The organism is Bacillus sp. CECT 9360 (assembly GCF_918741275.1).
Taxonomy (GTDB): domain Bacteria; phylum Bacillota; class Bacilli; order Bacillales; family DSM-1321; genus Peribacillus.
Genome location: NZ_CAKKNA010000001.1, coordinates 263,328 through 276,747, shown reverse-complemented (window position 1 = coordinate 276,747; position 13,420 = coordinate 263,328). Strand labels below are relative to the sequence as shown.

Annotated in this window: 17 protein-coding genes; 5 read left to right on the top strand and 12 right to left on the bottom strand. The window is 41.0% G+C overall.

Features of this window, described 5'->3' with window-relative positions; genetic code table 11:
• Positions 1 to 18: 18 nt before the first annotated feature.
• The 7 genes from LQ216_RS01270 to LQ216_RS01240 form a co-directional block, all read right to left on the bottom strand.
• Positions 19 to 384 carry an SCP2 sterol-binding domain-containing protein gene (locus LQ216_RS01270; RefSeq protein WP_230126311.1) on the bottom strand — a complete coding sequence of 122 codons (366 nt, stop codon included), beginning with the start codon at positions 382 to 384 and terminating at the stop codon, positions 19 to 21.
• Between the two features lie 113 nt (positions 385 to 497).
• Positions 498 to 1,718 carry an acyl-CoA dehydrogenase family protein gene (locus LQ216_RS01265; protein WP_230126310.1) on the bottom strand — a complete coding sequence of 407 codons (1,221 nt, stop codon included), beginning with the start codon at positions 1,716 to 1,718 and terminating at the stop codon, positions 498 to 500.
• Positions 1,678 to 2,865, bottom strand: a complete 1,188-nt coding sequence (locus LQ216_RS01260) for an acyl-CoA dehydrogenase family protein (protein WP_230126309.1) — start codon at positions 2,863 to 2,865, stop codon at positions 1,678 to 1,680. The genes LQ216_RS01265 and LQ216_RS01260 overlap by 41 nt, the downstream gene beginning before the upstream one ends.
• A 197-nt stretch (positions 2,866 to 3,062) precedes the next feature.
• The gene (locus LQ216_RS01255) at positions 3,063 to 3,662 is read right to left on the bottom strand and encodes a TetR/AcrR family transcriptional regulator (RefSeq protein ID WP_230126308.1); all 600 of its coding nucleotides are present in this window, start codon (positions 3,660 to 3,662) and stop codon (positions 3,063 to 3,065) included.
• A gap of 158 nt (positions 3,663 to 3,820) precedes the next feature.
• Positions 3,821 to 4,921, bottom strand: coding sequence for a branched-chain amino acid aminotransferase (locus tag LQ216_RS01250; RefSeq protein WP_230126307.1), 1,101 nt, complete (start codon positions 4,919 to 4,921; stop codon positions 3,821 to 3,823).
• 171 nt (positions 4,922 to 5,092) lie between these two features.
• Positions 5,093 to 6,067, bottom strand: coding sequence for a metallophosphoesterase (locus tag LQ216_RS01245; RefSeq protein WP_230126306.1), 975 nt, complete (start codon positions 6,065 to 6,067; stop codon positions 5,093 to 5,095).
• Positions 6,068 to 6,228: 161 nt separating this feature from the next.
• Positions 6,229 to 6,411 (bottom strand): hypothetical protein, encoded by a 183-nt coding sequence (locus tag LQ216_RS01240; RefSeq protein WP_230126305.1) that lies wholly within the window; start codon positions 6,409 to 6,411, stop codon positions 6,229 to 6,231.
• 97 nt (positions 6,412 to 6,508) lie between these two features.
• Here LQ216_RS01240 and LQ216_RS01235 point away from each other — a divergent pair, with 97 nt between their 5' ends.
• The 4 genes from LQ216_RS01235 to LQ216_RS20430 all read left to right on the top strand — a co-directional run bounded on the left by LQ216_RS01235 (position 6,509) and on the right by LQ216_RS20430 (position 8,819).
• The gene (locus tag LQ216_RS01235) at positions 6,509 to 7,612 is read left to right on the top strand and encodes an AI-2E family transporter (RefSeq protein WP_230126304.1); all 1,104 of its coding nucleotides are present in this window, start codon (positions 6,509 to 6,511) and stop codon (positions 7,610 to 7,612) included.
• A 281-nt stretch (positions 7,613 to 7,893) separates the two neighbouring features.
• Positions 7,894 to 8,214, top strand: a complete 321-nt coding sequence (locus tag LQ216_RS01230; RefSeq protein ID WP_230126303.1) for a hypothetical protein — start codon at positions 7,894 to 7,896, stop codon at positions 8,212 to 8,214.
• A gap of 75 nt (positions 8,215 to 8,289) precedes the next feature.
• Entirely contained in the window at positions 8,290 to 8,547 is a 258-nt protein-coding gene (locus tag LQ216_RS01225; protein WP_230126302.1) for a transposase, read from the top strand.
• Positions 8,548 to 8,552: 5 nt separating this feature from the next.
• Positions 8,553 to 8,819 (top strand): zinc ribbon domain-containing protein, encoded by a 267-nt coding sequence (locus LQ216_RS20430; protein ID WP_354958239.1) that lies wholly within the window; start codon positions 8,553 to 8,555, stop codon positions 8,817 to 8,819.
• Positions 8,820 to 9,047: 228 nt separating this feature from the next.
• Here the strand turns inward: LQ216_RS20430 and LQ216_RS01220 are convergent, their stop codons facing one another.
• Positions 9,048 to 9,494: a YueI family protein gene (locus LQ216_RS01220; protein WP_230126301.1), complete on the bottom strand. Its 447-nt coding sequence runs from the start codon at positions 9,492 to 9,494 to the stop codon at positions 9,048 to 9,050.
• 309 nt (positions 9,495 to 9,803) lie between these two features.
• Between LQ216_RS01220 and LQ216_RS20305 the strand changes: the two genes are divergently transcribed.
• Positions 9,804 to 10,547 carry a L,D-transpeptidase family protein gene (locus LQ216_RS20305; protein WP_290369205.1) on the top strand — a complete coding sequence of 248 codons (744 nt, stop codon included), beginning with the start codon at positions 9,804 to 9,806 and terminating at the stop codon, positions 10,545 to 10,547.
• A gap of 120 nt (positions 10,548 to 10,667) precedes the next feature.
• On the opposite strand, the gene LQ216_RS01205 is transcribed toward LQ216_RS20305, so the two are convergent.
• From LQ216_RS01205 to LQ216_RS20300, 4 genes are all read right to left on the bottom strand, one after another.
• Positions 10,668 to 11,021 carry a hypothetical protein gene (locus tag LQ216_RS01205; protein WP_230126300.1) on the bottom strand — a complete coding sequence of 118 codons (354 nt, stop codon included), beginning with the start codon at positions 11,019 to 11,021 and terminating at the stop codon, positions 10,668 to 10,670.
• A gap of 341 nt (positions 11,022 to 11,362) precedes the next feature.
• On the bottom strand, positions 11,363 to 12,001 hold the full coding sequence (locus tag LQ216_RS01200; RefSeq protein WP_230126299.1) for a response regulator transcription factor: 639 nt from the start codon (positions 11,999 to 12,001) through the stop codon (positions 11,363 to 11,365).
• 15 nt (positions 12,002 to 12,016) lie between these two features.
• Positions 12,017 to 13,135: a GAF domain-containing sensor histidine kinase gene (locus LQ216_RS01195; protein WP_230126298.1), complete on the bottom strand. Its 1,119-nt coding sequence runs from the start codon at positions 13,133 to 13,135 to the stop codon at positions 12,017 to 12,019.
• A 96-nt stretch (positions 13,136 to 13,231) separates the two neighbouring features.
• Positions 13,232 to 13,354: a hypothetical protein gene (locus tag LQ216_RS20300; protein WP_290369204.1), complete on the bottom strand. Its 123-nt coding sequence runs from the start codon at positions 13,352 to 13,354 to the stop codon at positions 13,232 to 13,234.
• Positions 13,355 to 13,420 lie beyond the last annotated feature (66 nt).

Below are 13,420 nucleotides of genomic sequence, written 5' to 3'. Positions count from 1 at the left end.
GGACCGCTTGACTGCATGCTAGAGATATTCTTTTACATTATACTGACGAAGAATTCCCTCTAGTTTAATCGCTTTCCCAATATCTCCTTTAAGCTTAAGTTTCCCCGACATGAAAGCAGCTGTCCCGTTAAGCTTGCCTAGCAAAAACAGCCTGAAGTCTTCCATGGACATTTGTAAAATACAATTTGCCTGTTCCTGTTCTCCTTCCGCTACTTTTGCTGTGCCGTCCGCCAGATGTAACTGGAACGTGCCTCCTGCTTCACCTGCAATGTCATATTGATAGATTGTATTCAAACCTTCGATCGGCTTAGGATTTTGATTCAACACCTCTTCAATTTTTTGCATGGCTTCTTTTAAAGAATAATCTTCAATGGTATTTGCCATAGATCATAACCTCCTGATTTTGTAGTATTCAGTCATTTATCTGCGAATTTATTCTTAATCTTAATAGAAATTGTGCTAGTCCAGTCACAATCACCTCCTTAAATGCTTATTCCTTATACTCTTACACCGTGCGGCTCGTATAAATGTCTGGCTACGATTAACTGTTGGATTTGGTTAGTGCCTTCGAAAATATCAAATATTTTCGCATCGCGGTACATTTTCTCAACAATAGTGTTTTCCAAGCCTGCGGGTCCCAGCAACTCGAGGCATTTCGAGGTAGTTTCAAGGGCTATTTTTCCCGAATAGGCCTTGCACATCGCGGCTTCCTTTGCATTTGGCAGTCCCATATCAGCCTTCCATGCTGCCTCCCATGTCAACAATCTCGCAGCTGTTATCTGCTGATTTAACTTCGCCAGAGTTGCTGCGGCAATTTGATAGGAATGTCCATGCCTTGGGTATTCTTGCTTAATAAATTCCAAAGTATATTCATAGGCGCCACGGGCAATCCCGGTTGCCATCGATGCGACGATCGGACGTGTGCTGTCAAAGGTCTGCATCGCTACACGGAATCCAGAGGGACGTCCTTCACTATTATTCTCGTAATATTCTTCGCCGCCAAGCAGGTTTTCATCAGGAACGAAACAATCTTCGAGAAGCAGTTCGGCAGTCTCGGAAGCTCTTATTCCCATCTTTTCAGCCAATCGGGAACAGCTGAACCCCGGCGTTCCTTTTTCAACAACAAATGCCCGATGCCCGGCCCTTCCTTTGCTTCTGTCTACAGTCGCAAAAACAACGACCCAAGAAGCACGTTTCCCGTTCGTGATAAAGATTTTCTGGCCGTTAAGTATATAGCCTCCCTTTGTTTTGATAGCGGTTGTCTGCAGGCCGGATACGTCTGAGCCTGCATCCGGTTCCGTCAATGCATAGGCTCCCCAACGAGGCTCTTCCTCCCTCGAAAAAATCGATAGAAACCGCTTTTTTTGTTCTGGCGTTCCACTGTGCTGTACAGGTGGACCGCCGAGGCCTGGTCCTGGCAAAGTCAACGCGACAGCAGGGTCGCCCCAGCCCATTTCTTCAGAGGCAATCACACCTAGTCGATTTCCCTGGCGCTCGCCCTTTGATGAATTTTTCTTAGAGCTTTTGTTTTCATCAGAATCCCCGAAGGAAGATGTGCTGAGTGTTATGCCCATACTGTTGACTTTGACTAGCCAATCATCAGGCACCTTTTTCAATTTATCGGCAACCATGGATATAGGCCGGATTTCATTTTCTGCAAACCAATGGACAATTTCTTTAACTTGGCTCTGATGAGGTGACAGCTCGTAAGATATCATTTCCTGACCCCCTTTCATTTCCTTTTAGTAAATAATCCCCGCTTTTGACTAACAGTTCACTTTCTGATTCAAGGGCATTCACTTGAGCCTGTGCATCACGCATCCATTTTTCTACTGGATGTTCCTGTACATAACCGTGACCTCCCAAAAGCTGTACGGCAGAATCGGTCACGAAGCGAACTGCTTCATGCGTAGTATTTAAGGTAGCCAGACTGAATGCAAGCCCGTCTTCTTCCTTCTGGTCCAATTTCATCGCGGCGTACCATACAAGATTCCGCGAAGCCTGTGTCTGGATAGCCATTTGCGCGATATTGAAGGACACTCCCTGGAATTTGGCAATTTCCTGACCAAAGGCCTTCCGCTGTGAAGTATATTCAGTAGCATAGGATAATGCAGCAGACATTAAGCCGACCTCTTTAGCTGCTTCAAGAACGCTGATTCTTCCGAGAGCATCGTCTTTCAGCTTGCGGGCTTCTTCTCCTCTTTTCATCACCGCTTCCTGCTTCACTGAAAAATGGTCAAAATGATAGCAGGCAAAGTGTGATGAGAGCAAGCCAAGACGATAATCTCCATTCAGTTCCTTTTGAAGATGATGGTCGTCTGGATCATGGCGGATAAATAAAACAATATCATCTCCTGCTGTATCCAAGGCCGAAATAAGGAGGTAATCTGCTTTACCGGCCATTCTCACCGGTGCTGAGCGGCCGTTAAGCACGTATTCTTCGCCAATCTTTTCAGCTGTAACATGGTGTTTCTTGGGATCGTCGGCATGCAGGAAAGCAACCGTCCCGTCCATTCCTGACTTAACTGCGCTTTTATAATCTGCAAACACGCTGTTTTCCGAATCCACCCTTATGAATGAAGCAGTCTCGCCTGGTCCTCCAAATCCCTGAACGACACCTAAATCACCGGAAGCTAGTGATTCGAAAATTTGCACTTGCGAAATCAGGGGCAGTTCTAAGCCATCCCAGCTTTCAGGTAATTCAAGAGAAAGAAATCCCAATTCCTTCGCCTTATTAATGATGTCGTTCCCCACGAGTTTGTTCTCTTCGCTTTTCCTGGCGTTGGGCCGGATTTGTTTTATTGCGAACTCTCTTGCCATCTTGGCAAATGCAGTTTCCTCATCAGTGGGCATAAAAGATACCATGCCTCTAGTCCCTCCTTCATTTAGCTCTTCATTTAAATGTAAAATAAAATGCTGTTTGTTAAAAATAATACCAGTACGTATTCGTATCTTTCTGGACAAACAAAAAGAGAAATCTTTTGGCTACTATCAAAATCCTTCTCTTGTTGTCGTTTAGCTGTATAATGTCTTTCCTTGCAAGCCACAGATTTTACTTACTGTCATGCTAAATTAACAAAAGCACCAATGATGATTCGATTTAACAATCTGGCCAAGTAGTCAAAGTCTTCATTATCAAGCTCAGATTGGTTGAAATTTTGAATGATCACTTCATTTATCGCACCAACCATGGCCTGTGAAACGATGCGGATATCTTTTGCTGAAACAGAATCAGGCAGCTCATTACGAACCGTCTGATAAACTAAATCGGCTAGTTGACGATAGGCCGCCCTTCTGATTTCCTCTACTTCCTGAGAGATGCCGACAGACTCGAGCAGAATCAAATTGGATGCCTTAGCATCAATGAAACAAATTTCTACATAGCGCCGAATTCCCGTATAGGCTTTATAAGTAAAGCGTTCTTCTTGTTGAAAAGCGATTTTCACCTCTTCTATCATTTCTTTTGCAAGTTGATCAAACAGGCGGGCCATTAGGTCTTCCTTGCTTGTGAAATTTTGATAAAAGGTTGTCTTTGATACCCTTGCCTTTTCAACTATGTCGAGTACAGATGTGTTTTTAAACCCTTTTTCGGTGAAAAGGATAAGACTTGCATAATATACTTTCTCTCTCGCTTCTTTAGGCATTTCCGTGACGAATAACATTCTTACACCAATCCATTCTTGTGAGTACGAATACGTATTACCCTTATATTATTACATTCTTTAATAGATATCAACTGAGAAGTCAGAAGATTTTAAAAATTATTTATCTGAATAGAAAAAGCTCAATCTTCAATAGATTGAGCCCCATTTATTGCGGATTAACGGACGCTTGAGAGCTTGCTTATTTTCGTAGCTTCCACAACCCAACCGAACGGATCTTTGAGTTCGCCGCGTTGAATTCCGGTCAATGTGTCGTATAATTTTTTGGACAACTCCCCGGTTTTTTCGTCATTGATGATTAATTTTTCATCCTCCCAGAAGAACTCTCCAATCGGTGAAATAACAGCTGCTGTACCTGTCCCGAATGCTTCTTCAAGCGTTCCGTTTTGGTGTGCCTCCCGAATTTCTCCCATGGAAATTCTACGTTCGGTTACAGGAACATTCCAAAATTTCAGCAATTCGATAATGGATGACCGGGTCACTCCATCCAGGATGCTTCCGTTTAACGCAGGTGTGACTACTTCGCCATTGATTTTAAAGAACACATTCATGCTTCCAACTTCTTCAATGTATTTTTTCTCGACACCGTCGAGCCATAATACTTGAGAATATCCCATTTTAGTTGATACTTCCTGGGCCTTTAAACTGGATGCATAGTTTCCACCTGTTTTTGCAGTACCTGTTCCTCCGTTTACAGCACGGACAAACTGTTTTTCTACAGCAATCTTGACAGGTTGAATTCCTTCTTTATAGTACGAACCGACAGGAGACATGATAATAATGAATTTATAACGACCTGAAGGAGCAACTCCCAGATAAGGCTCTGTTGAGATAATGAAGGGACGGATATAAAGAGAAGTCCCCTCTGCCGTTGGAATCCATTCCCGATCGGTTTCAATCAGTTGCTTTAGTGCTTCAAGCGCCAGGTCTTCATCAATTTCGGGAATGCAAAGCCTGTCATTGGATTTATTCAGGCGCTCGAAGTTTTTTTCTGGACGGAAAAGCAAGACTCTTTCATCTCCGGTGACATATGCTTTCAATCCTTCAAAAACCGATTGGCCATAATGGAATATCATTGCTGCCGGATCCAAAGTGATCGGCTGATATGGAGTAATTCGAGGGTCATGCCAGCCTAGTTCTGAGGAAAAATCCATGACGAACATATGGTCCGTAAATACTTTTCCAAACTCAAGCTGATCGGATTGAGGTTTCTCTTTCTTATTTTCGCTAATGGTGATGGTGATCTTTTGTGTATTCATTCCGCAAACTCCTCATTGGTAAGATAAAAAATATATGAAATCTATAACTGCCATTTTACTCCTTAATCAGTATGAACTTCAAGCCTAAATTATTAAAAATTCTGATATTTTTCATATTTTTTAAAAAATAGGTACAAAAAACGCACCATTACTATAATAGTGATGCGTTTTTTATTTAGACTTTTTTTTTAGCGGTATTGAGTATGCTCTAATCCATGAGGAGTTACTGAATTCCCTTGCTTTGATTTCCAGCCGGTCCTTATAAACTTCTACAAGTATACCTTGGGATAAATGTTTTTTCCGGCCCTTTTTATCCATGACGTAGCTTATTGAGGAGGTGTTCACCATTGTAAACCCCTGTCGATATACAGTTTTCGGGTGGTTCAAATCGTAGTGGGAATGTCCGCTAAAGAGGACCGTCTGCGGATATTTACTGAGAATTTTCTTTAATCGTGTTCCTTCGAAATCAGCATAGTTTCCTTCTGTTCCATAGACGGTATGCTTGATTGGCTGGTGTAAAAAGACAAAAATAGGCTTTCCCGTTGCGGCATTATCGCTGAGCGTTTGCTCCAACCACTTATATTGTGCGTCAGATATAAACGGTTTGTTAGGATTGCCGCGGAACATACTTTCACTTCCGAGTGTAATAAAGTGGTAGCCTTCAATCCATCTATCATAATATACATTTCCCATGCCGGTTTTTGTGGAATATCTTTTTACAAGCATCTGATTAGTAAGCATTGGCCGTTTCCAATGCTTATTCTCAAAAAATTCATGGTTGCCGATTGCGATAATTTTTTCTGCCCCAGGATTGGTACCGGTAAATAAAAGGTCCATAAACCGGTCATATTGCTCGTCAAGCCCTTGATTTGTGAAATCCCCGACAATGGCAATCGCTTTATATCCGGGGGCGATCCGCTCTATATCCTCCAAGGCTTCGAGGAATTTCCCATCGGTTTCTGCTTCGCAAATCCGAACCCCTTCAATCGTTCTTGGCTGTCCGCATATATGAACGTCACTGATCACAGGAAACTGCAAAACAGGAACATCTTTTTCGAATGGTTCATTGACGTTGGAGGAAGACGAAACAGGACCTGTAGCAAAAAGCAGAATAACAGCCAGGGAGACGATCCGGGAAATGCTCATCAATAACAAAACTCCTTCCAGTGAGAATGTTATATGATGAAAAGGATACCCATGGAAGTCAAAAATTATGAAGGGTTTCAAACGAAAAAGCTTCCACTTCTACCTGGGATCTAAAGAATGATCGCTTTTACCATTTTTAATTATAGCATTGTTTTTTAAGATTAAAGTAAGTCAGGCCCCCCGCCGGTATAACGATTGTCCCCCATTGTATGGTTGGCATCTTCTCCTTTTCTAGAATGGGGGTTGGTCGGGGTTTGATGATTATTTTTAATGATTTTACGTCTCCAATCAATAAATAAAGCAAAAAGTAAAATGATGGCAATTATAATAAAGAACCAGGTCATGAAAATCATCCTTTTCTTATTATTTCATAAAATTGTTTAATCGGTGAAGAAGAAGGAAAAGTAGTAACAAAGAGAGTTACCGAGGAGGCATTCATTTTTGTGGATTAACAAGCCATTTTTTAAATATGCGACAGGTGTTTTACTTACAATCTTAATCATATTCTTCTTCGGAAAGATCGATTATTTTTTTTGGCCTTTCCAGAAAATGATTGCAACCATTTTCTTTCCTATCCTGATTGCCGGTCTTCTTTATTATCTTATAAGACCTATCGTGGGAATGCTTTCAAAATTTATGCCGAAGACAGTTAGTATAGTGGTAGTTTTTGCGTCAATTTTCGGGTTAATATTCCTTGTGGTTCACTTTTCAGGCCCGGCGATTGTCAAACAAGTCCAACAACTTTCCGATCAGCTACCTGACAAAGTCGAGGAATTGTCATCTAAATCCGAGAAGGTTATTGAAGAAAATGATTTTGGGATGATCGGAAATTTGGAGAATGTTGAAGAAAGAGCGAGAGGATACATCGAAGAGCTGGCTTCCAAACTAAGTGGCAATCTAATGAATATTTTTTCAACGATTGCAAGCATTGCGACCGTATTGATTATTGTGCCGTTTATCCTTTTCTATTTTCTAAAGGATGATCACAGACTCAGGCCCTATCTCTTGAAGACGATTCCCGAAGAAGTGGAGAATGAAGGAGATATTATCATAAAGGATGTGGATAAGACGCTGTCTGCCTATATTATCGGCCAGTTTACAGTGGCCGTCGCCGATGGAGTATTAATGTATATCGGTTATTTAATTATCGGGCTCGATTATGCGCTTATTCTTGCGTTGTTTGCGATGTTTTTAACGGTTGTTCCTTTTTTAGGGCCTGCAATCGGCATTATTCCAGCTTTGTTTGTAGCACTGCAACAGGAACCAATTCTGGCTATCAAAGTGTTGATTGTATTGGTGATTGTTCAACAGCTGGAAGGGAATTTAATCACTCCTCATATCATGGGAAGGCAGCTTGATATTCACCCTCTGACGATTATCTTGCTGCTTCTGGTCGCAGGCTCTATATACGGTTTCATCGGAATCTTAATTGCGATACCTTTGTATTCCGTGATTAAGACCTTGTTCAAAAACTTTCGATTGTTCTACCATTTGCGAAAAAGAAAAAATATCCTGGAAACCGTCGATGAATCTGGCACTTTTTAGCAGGTACGAAACTATAGAATTACCTATCTGCATAAGTGAAATTACAGATACCTCGAAAAACGCGAAAGCCCACTCCTTCAGGGGATGGATGAAAGTGAGGTCGAACCAGGCGTATCTATAGATACGTGGTTCGATTTTTCTTTGAAGCTTTAGCCAAACAAGAAAAAAAGAACGTTTATTGGCATATCGTAAACGAGATGGTTCAAAACGGACAGCTGACCGAGAATAGATGGAAATCCGAATTTTTTAATGCTTCCAACGCTCAAAAGTAATTAACCTACATGAAGAAAGAAATGCTATGGTTAAACGAAGTGGATCGGGCGGCTCTTCAAAGCACGCTTCAAGACTTAGGGAAAGCATTCAAAGAGTTTTATCATAAATCAAAAGGAAAACCTCGTTTTAAAAGCAAAAAGAACAACATTCAATCCTATAAAGCGAAATGCAACTATAATAAAGGCGTAGGAAGCGTTCGTATTGACCGCATTGGAAATAAGGATTTTCTCCTTTTGCCGAAAATTGGATTAGTGAAGATTGCGAAGCCCCGTGAAGTGAGAGGAAAAATTCTTTCTGCCACGGTTCGAAAGGAGGCTACAGGCAAATAATTTGTATCTATTCTAACCGAACAAGAAATAGAAACGATACAATATTCCTTGTTTGAAATAGGAATAGATGTTGGTTTGAAAGAATTTGCCACATTTTCGGATGGGACCACGATTTCCAATCCTAAATGGTTTCGTTCACTGGAAGAAAAGCTGGCAAAAACCCAAAGAATTCTCTCCAGAAGGAAAGTCAGCAGTTCCAATTGGCATAAACAAAAACGGAAAGTGGCAAAAATCCACGAAGACATCACGAATGGCCGACAAGACTTTTTGCATAAACTCTCTTCTTCGCTGGTTCGCGAAAACCAAGTGATGGCGATTATGATTTGCGTGTGAAAAATATGTTAAAAAACAGAAAGTTAGCCAAAGCCATTTCAGAAGTGTCCTGGTCTGAGTTCCGTAGAATGCTAGCATATAAGTGTAAATGGTACGGGAAACATCTAGTGGTAGTAGGTTCTCATTTTCCCAGTTCGCAACGATGTTCCAGTTGTGAAAAGAAAAACAAGCCCGTTAAAAACCTTTCGATTAGAATATGGACATGTGAATGTCGAGCGCATCATGATCGAGATCACAACGCAGCCAAGAACATTCTGAAAGAAGGGATATGACTCCTAACCGCTGGACAAGCGGGGATAGCCTAATGGATAGCAAGTAAGTAACACCGCTGTCTTTTTTGAGCCAAAGGTTCAAAAGACATAGGAAAACTCATGGCAAGAAACCCTATCGAGAGATATGGCGACGTATGGCATGTGGGAAAAAAGAATCCCACTGCTTCAGCTGTGGGATTGTCAAGATATATAATAATTCAGAATGATTGTGTGTCCCCGCTTTCAACATTATCTTTTCTTCTTAATCCTACGTATTATTTTCGAAAACAAACTCGGTTTCTTCTTTTTTTCAACTGCTTTTTTTGGTCGGGAATCGATTGAAATTGTTGCTTTATCAATAGCTGTGTCACACGCCAGTACTAGTCCTAATTCTGTAACATGAGTACTGTTGGCGACAATTTTATAGGCTGTTTTATTATCTTTGGCCAATGCAATATATTTTGCAATATCTGAGTAATTTAGGGAGCCATTCATCAATAAAGTGGCTTGAGGGTTTTCTTTTAATAACCGGTCTATTTCCGGATAAATGGTCTTCTCCCTCACCTGGGCCTGGGTTAACACGGCAACAACCCTTTCCCGCAATGTTCCCAGGTACTTTCTTCGCTCCTCGGGTTTTATTTCTTTCTTGCCATGAATTCCTTCTTGCAGATAATCATCTACAGACACTCTGGTCATATGAGTCACCTCTTTAATATGTAATGAGAAGAAATAAATATCGTGATAGTCCTATTTAGGATATAAAAAGGACTGCTATTAATACGCGTAAAGAACGCAGAAAATGACCTCCCCATTCATTTATAATTCTACATCTACTTTCTGAAAAATACGTCTTCATCCAACAAGTGCAAATAGATTGATTTTACTTTAGCATGAAATCTATTTGTAAAAAAATTAACATTTCTGTAATCAAATGAGAACCCTTCCGCATAGGATAGAATGGTCAGATTTGCTATTAAACAGAGATAGCCAAAAGGAAGGGGAAAAATGAGAAAAATATTTTTGTGTTTCGTTTTGATTTGCTTTATGTTTGTCGGTGTAAAACCTGCTTTTGCTGCAGGAACCCAGTTCATCATTATAAACAAATCAAACAACCAGCTTGCTTATTATGAAAATAGCCAGCTTTCAAAAGTCTTTAGGGTTGCCACCGGGAAAAAAGCTTCGTATACGCCTGAAGGAAAATTCAAGATTGTTAACAAGATCGTCAATCGTCCTTACTACAAGAAAAAAATCCCCGGAGGAAGCCCGAACAATCCTCTAGGGAACAGGTGGCTTGGCCTGAATGCAAGGGGAACCTGGGGAACAACTTATGCGATCCATGGCAATAATAACCCAAGCTCGATTGGCACATATGTAAGCAACGGCTGCATTCGTATGCATAACACTGAAGTGCAATGGCTTTTCTCCAAAGTAAAAGTGAATACTCCCGTCATTATTACGACATCTGGAAAATCATTCGATGCAATTGCAACGGCAAATGGGTATAAGGTGAAACCATCAAATGTAAAGGGACCATCCTCATCTGCAGGAATCTTAAAAAAAGGAAGCCGCGGAGCTGAAGTAAAAGAACTGCAGCAAGCTCTTACAAAACGCGGCTACAGCACAAAAGGCATCGATGGAGTCTTTGGCCAAAATACAGATATCGCTGTACGCAAGTTCCAGAAAGCAAATAAACTGAAAGCAGACGGAATTGTTGGACCTGCAACTAAAAAAGCGCTAGGAATGAAGTGAGAAAAGTGGTTAACTCCAAGTTTTGGGGGTTAACCACTTTTAATTTTTGACAGATCAAAGAGCAAAAATATTTCGCTACAGTATGACACAATCCTCTGTACTCGAGAAAACCCCTGTATGTTATCTATCCTCTTTAAGATACCTATAGATTTTTTCTTTTAGATAGCCATACTGTTTTTCATTAGTGTCATTGAAAGCTTCTACTCGGTTTGAAGGAACATTTAAGTATTGAATTTGAGTAGAAAATTGAGATGCAGTTAGGTCATGGTAGTTTTGATTTATTTTATTATAAAAGTGCCAACCTTCTGGTGTCTTAAAAATTTCTCCTCCAAATATATCATTAATGATTAAGGCCGTTACACCACATTGCCCTTTTGCCGGATTATTTTGAGTCCATTTTGAACTGGAATATAAAGACCAAGCTCTTTGTAAGATAGGCAACAGCTGTTCTATTACTGTAATCTTTTTATTCAAGAATGAAACCTCCTATTAGACGTTTAATATTCTGGTTCTCTCGCAAAGACTTAATCAAGATTCACGGATCCATGAGAGCAGGACGCCATAGCCTGGCTTTTATAAAAACAGATTAAATCCCGACAAATAATTAAAAAGACGTTTGCCAACACTATTAGAAATGAATGAACGGAGTGAAATTCCATGAATGATGTGCTGATTGAAACTGTTCTTCAAACAGTGTGTGTGGTTGGTTGGATTGGTATGTTTATTATACTGGGCTTTATTAGACTGGATAAATAACTTCTTCTCTTGAAAGCAGCTACGCATCTGTCATCGTCTTAAAAGGCCTGCCAATCTGGTTAGCCATCAAGCCCGTTCCGTACCGCATACAAAGCAGCCTGCGTACGGTCCTGTAAATTCAATTTCGAGAGGATATTAGAAACATGGGTTTTTACCGTTTTTTCAGTAATGAACAAGGCTGAAGCAATTTCTTTGTTGCTCCTTCCTTTTGCGATTTCATTTAATACCTCTTTTTCGCGATTGGTCAGCTCATCGACATGTGACGCTTTTTCATGTTTTCCTTGCAAGTGGGACAAAAGGTGTGATGTTATTTTTGGATCCAGTTCGTTTTCCCCGTTGATTATCTTATGTATCCCTTCCACAAGCTTGTCAGGATCGCTATCTTTCAGCTGGTAGCCGCTTGCTCCCGCTTCTAACGCCGGAAGTACATGATTCTTGTCGGAGAAGCTTGTAAGGATCATGACTTTTGCGGCTGGATTTTCTCCAAGAATTCTTCGAGTTGCCTCTACCCCATCCATGACAGGCATGGATAAATCCATCAAAATGATATCAGGCTTCAACTCCAGTGCTTTCTCGACTGCGATCAATCCGTTTTCCGCTTCCCCGATCACCTCAACCCCTGTTTGGGTTTGTAAGAACAAAACTAAACCTTTTCTGACGATATGATGGTCATCAGCAATTAAAATTGTAATTGTCATGAAAGCTGCTACCTCCTAAAAGGGAATCGAAACAAAGATAACCGTTCCTTCCCCATGGCTTGTCAATAAACTGAATTGTCCATTCAGAGCTTCAGCTCGGTCTTTCATATTCCTTAAGCCCATCGATGGCAGGTCAACCTGGGAGTCGTAAGAAAAACCGCAGCCTCTATCCTTGATGACCAATTCAACAAGATTGGACTTAAAAGTGAAGTCAAAAGAGATTACTCGCTCGCCGGAATGCTTATGGCAGTTATTTATTGCTTCCTGCCCAATCCGCCAAAGCGCCTCCTCAATTTGTGCTGGCAATACTACGACCCCGTTTGCTGTGCTGGTCATATGCAAACCTAACATTTCACTGTAACCGGTCAAAGCACTTATGATTCCTTTCTCAAGCCCTTTTGGCCGCAGCTGCCAAATGAGCGCTTTCATTTCTGCCTGAGCATGTCGGGTTATGCTTTGGATATTTTTAAAGATTTCACTGTTCTCTTCTTTTTCTTCTGCAGCAGTTCCGGCTTTTGCCATCAGATTGATGGAATACAATAGTTGGCTGACTGAATCATGCAAATCCTGGGCCAGTCTATTCCGCTCTTCTAATAACGCAACTTCTTTTGCTTGTTCAGTTAACCGTATCCGTTTGATTGTATTCCCGATCTGGAATGCTATAGCTTCTAACAAAGCCAGTTCTTCTCCTTTAAAACGGTCTTTTCCCGCAGAAGCGACATTCAGGATTCCGAAACGTTCATTCCCGGACCGCAAAGGCACTGTGGCATGATGGGTCAGACCTCTTGTTTCCCCCCAATTATGCTTTATGGCCTCCTCCAGACGTTTGCATTCAATAATATTTGTGGCCTTTTGAAGCCGCCCGTCCTCATATTGTCCCACACACCAACAATCATTGCCGCACATCGGCTGTTCTGTTTCATTCAGAAGCGCTGGGGGTAGATTTCTCGAGGTGACCATCCTAACTTCACCTTTTTCGTCAAAAAGAAAAAGCCATCCTGTTTCGAAGCCGGTGACTTCAAGGAGCTTGGTTAAAACATCGTTCAGCACAAGCGTCAGGTCTGTCCCTTCATTCAATGTCTCCGCTATTTCTTTTAATATCGTCAATTCCGATAAATGGTCCTGTTCACGCATTGTATTCACCTAAGCTTTTCGTTTCGATACTTTTATATTACTACTTAATTAAGAATATAAGAAATAAAAAAAGCCAGGGGCTTTATCCCGGCTTCGTTACCAATCCATTGTATTATCGAGCAGTTTATCAATGTCCACTTTGCTTAATTCTAAAGAATAACCATCGTCAGCAATTTCGGCTGTAGCTTCCAATAATTGATCAATATCAATATTCAACATGTAAAAAACCTCCCTAAATTACTGGTTATATGTATTTATTTGTTTATTACCCTCTCACCTTGCTTG

Coding starts and splice junctions, on each gene's coding strand:
- LQ216_RS01245 (WP_230126306.1), bottom strand. CDS start 6,067: ATGAGCATTTCCCGGATCGTCTCCCTGGCTGTTATTCTGCTTTTTGCT.
- LQ216_RS01220 (WP_230126301.1), bottom strand. CDS start 9,494: ATGACCAGAGTGTCTGTAGATGATTATCTGCAAGAAGGAATTCATGGC.
- LQ216_RS01195 (WP_230126298.1), bottom strand. CDS start 13,135: ATGCGTGAACAGGACCATTTATCGGAATTGACGATATTAAAAGAAATA.
- LQ216_RS20430 (WP_354958239.1), top strand. CDS start 8,553: ATGTTAAAAAACAGAAAGTTAGCCAAAGCCATTTCAGAAGTGTCCTGG.
- LQ216_RS01200 (WP_230126299.1), bottom strand. CDS start 12,001: ATGACAATTACAATTTTAATTGCTGATGACCATCATATCGTCAGAAAA.
- LQ216_RS01230 (WP_230126303.1), top strand. CDS start 7,894: ATGAAGAAAGAAATGCTATGGTTAAACGAAGTGGATCGGGCGGCTCTT.
- LQ216_RS01270 (WP_230126311.1), bottom strand. CDS start 384: ATGGCAAATACCATTGAAGATTATTCTTTAAAAGAAGCCATGCAAAAA.
- LQ216_RS01265 (WP_230126310.1), bottom strand. CDS start 1,718: ATGATATCTTACGAGCTGTCACCTCATCAGAGCCAAGTTAAAGAAATT.
- LQ216_RS01240 (WP_230126305.1), bottom strand. CDS start 6,411: ATGACCTGGTTCTTTATTATAATTGCCATCATTTTACTTTTTGCTTTA.
- LQ216_RS01260 (WP_230126309.1), bottom strand. CDS start 2,865: ATGGTATCTTTTATGCCCACTGATGAGGAAACTGCATTTGCCAAGATG.
- LQ216_RS01250 (WP_230126307.1), bottom strand. CDS start 4,921: ATGAATACACAAAAGATCACCATCACCATTAGCGAAAATAAGAAAGAG.
- LQ216_RS20305 (WP_290369205.1), top strand. CDS start 9,804: ATGAGAAAAATATTTTTGTGTTTCGTTTTGATTTGCTTTATGTTTGTC.
- LQ216_RS20300 (WP_290369204.1), bottom strand. CDS start 13,354: ATGTTGAATATTGATATTGATCAATTATTGGAAGCTACAGCCGAAATT.
- LQ216_RS01255 (WP_230126308.1), bottom strand. CDS start 3,662: ATGTTATTCGTCACGGAAATGCCTAAAGAAGCGAGAGAGAAAGTATAT.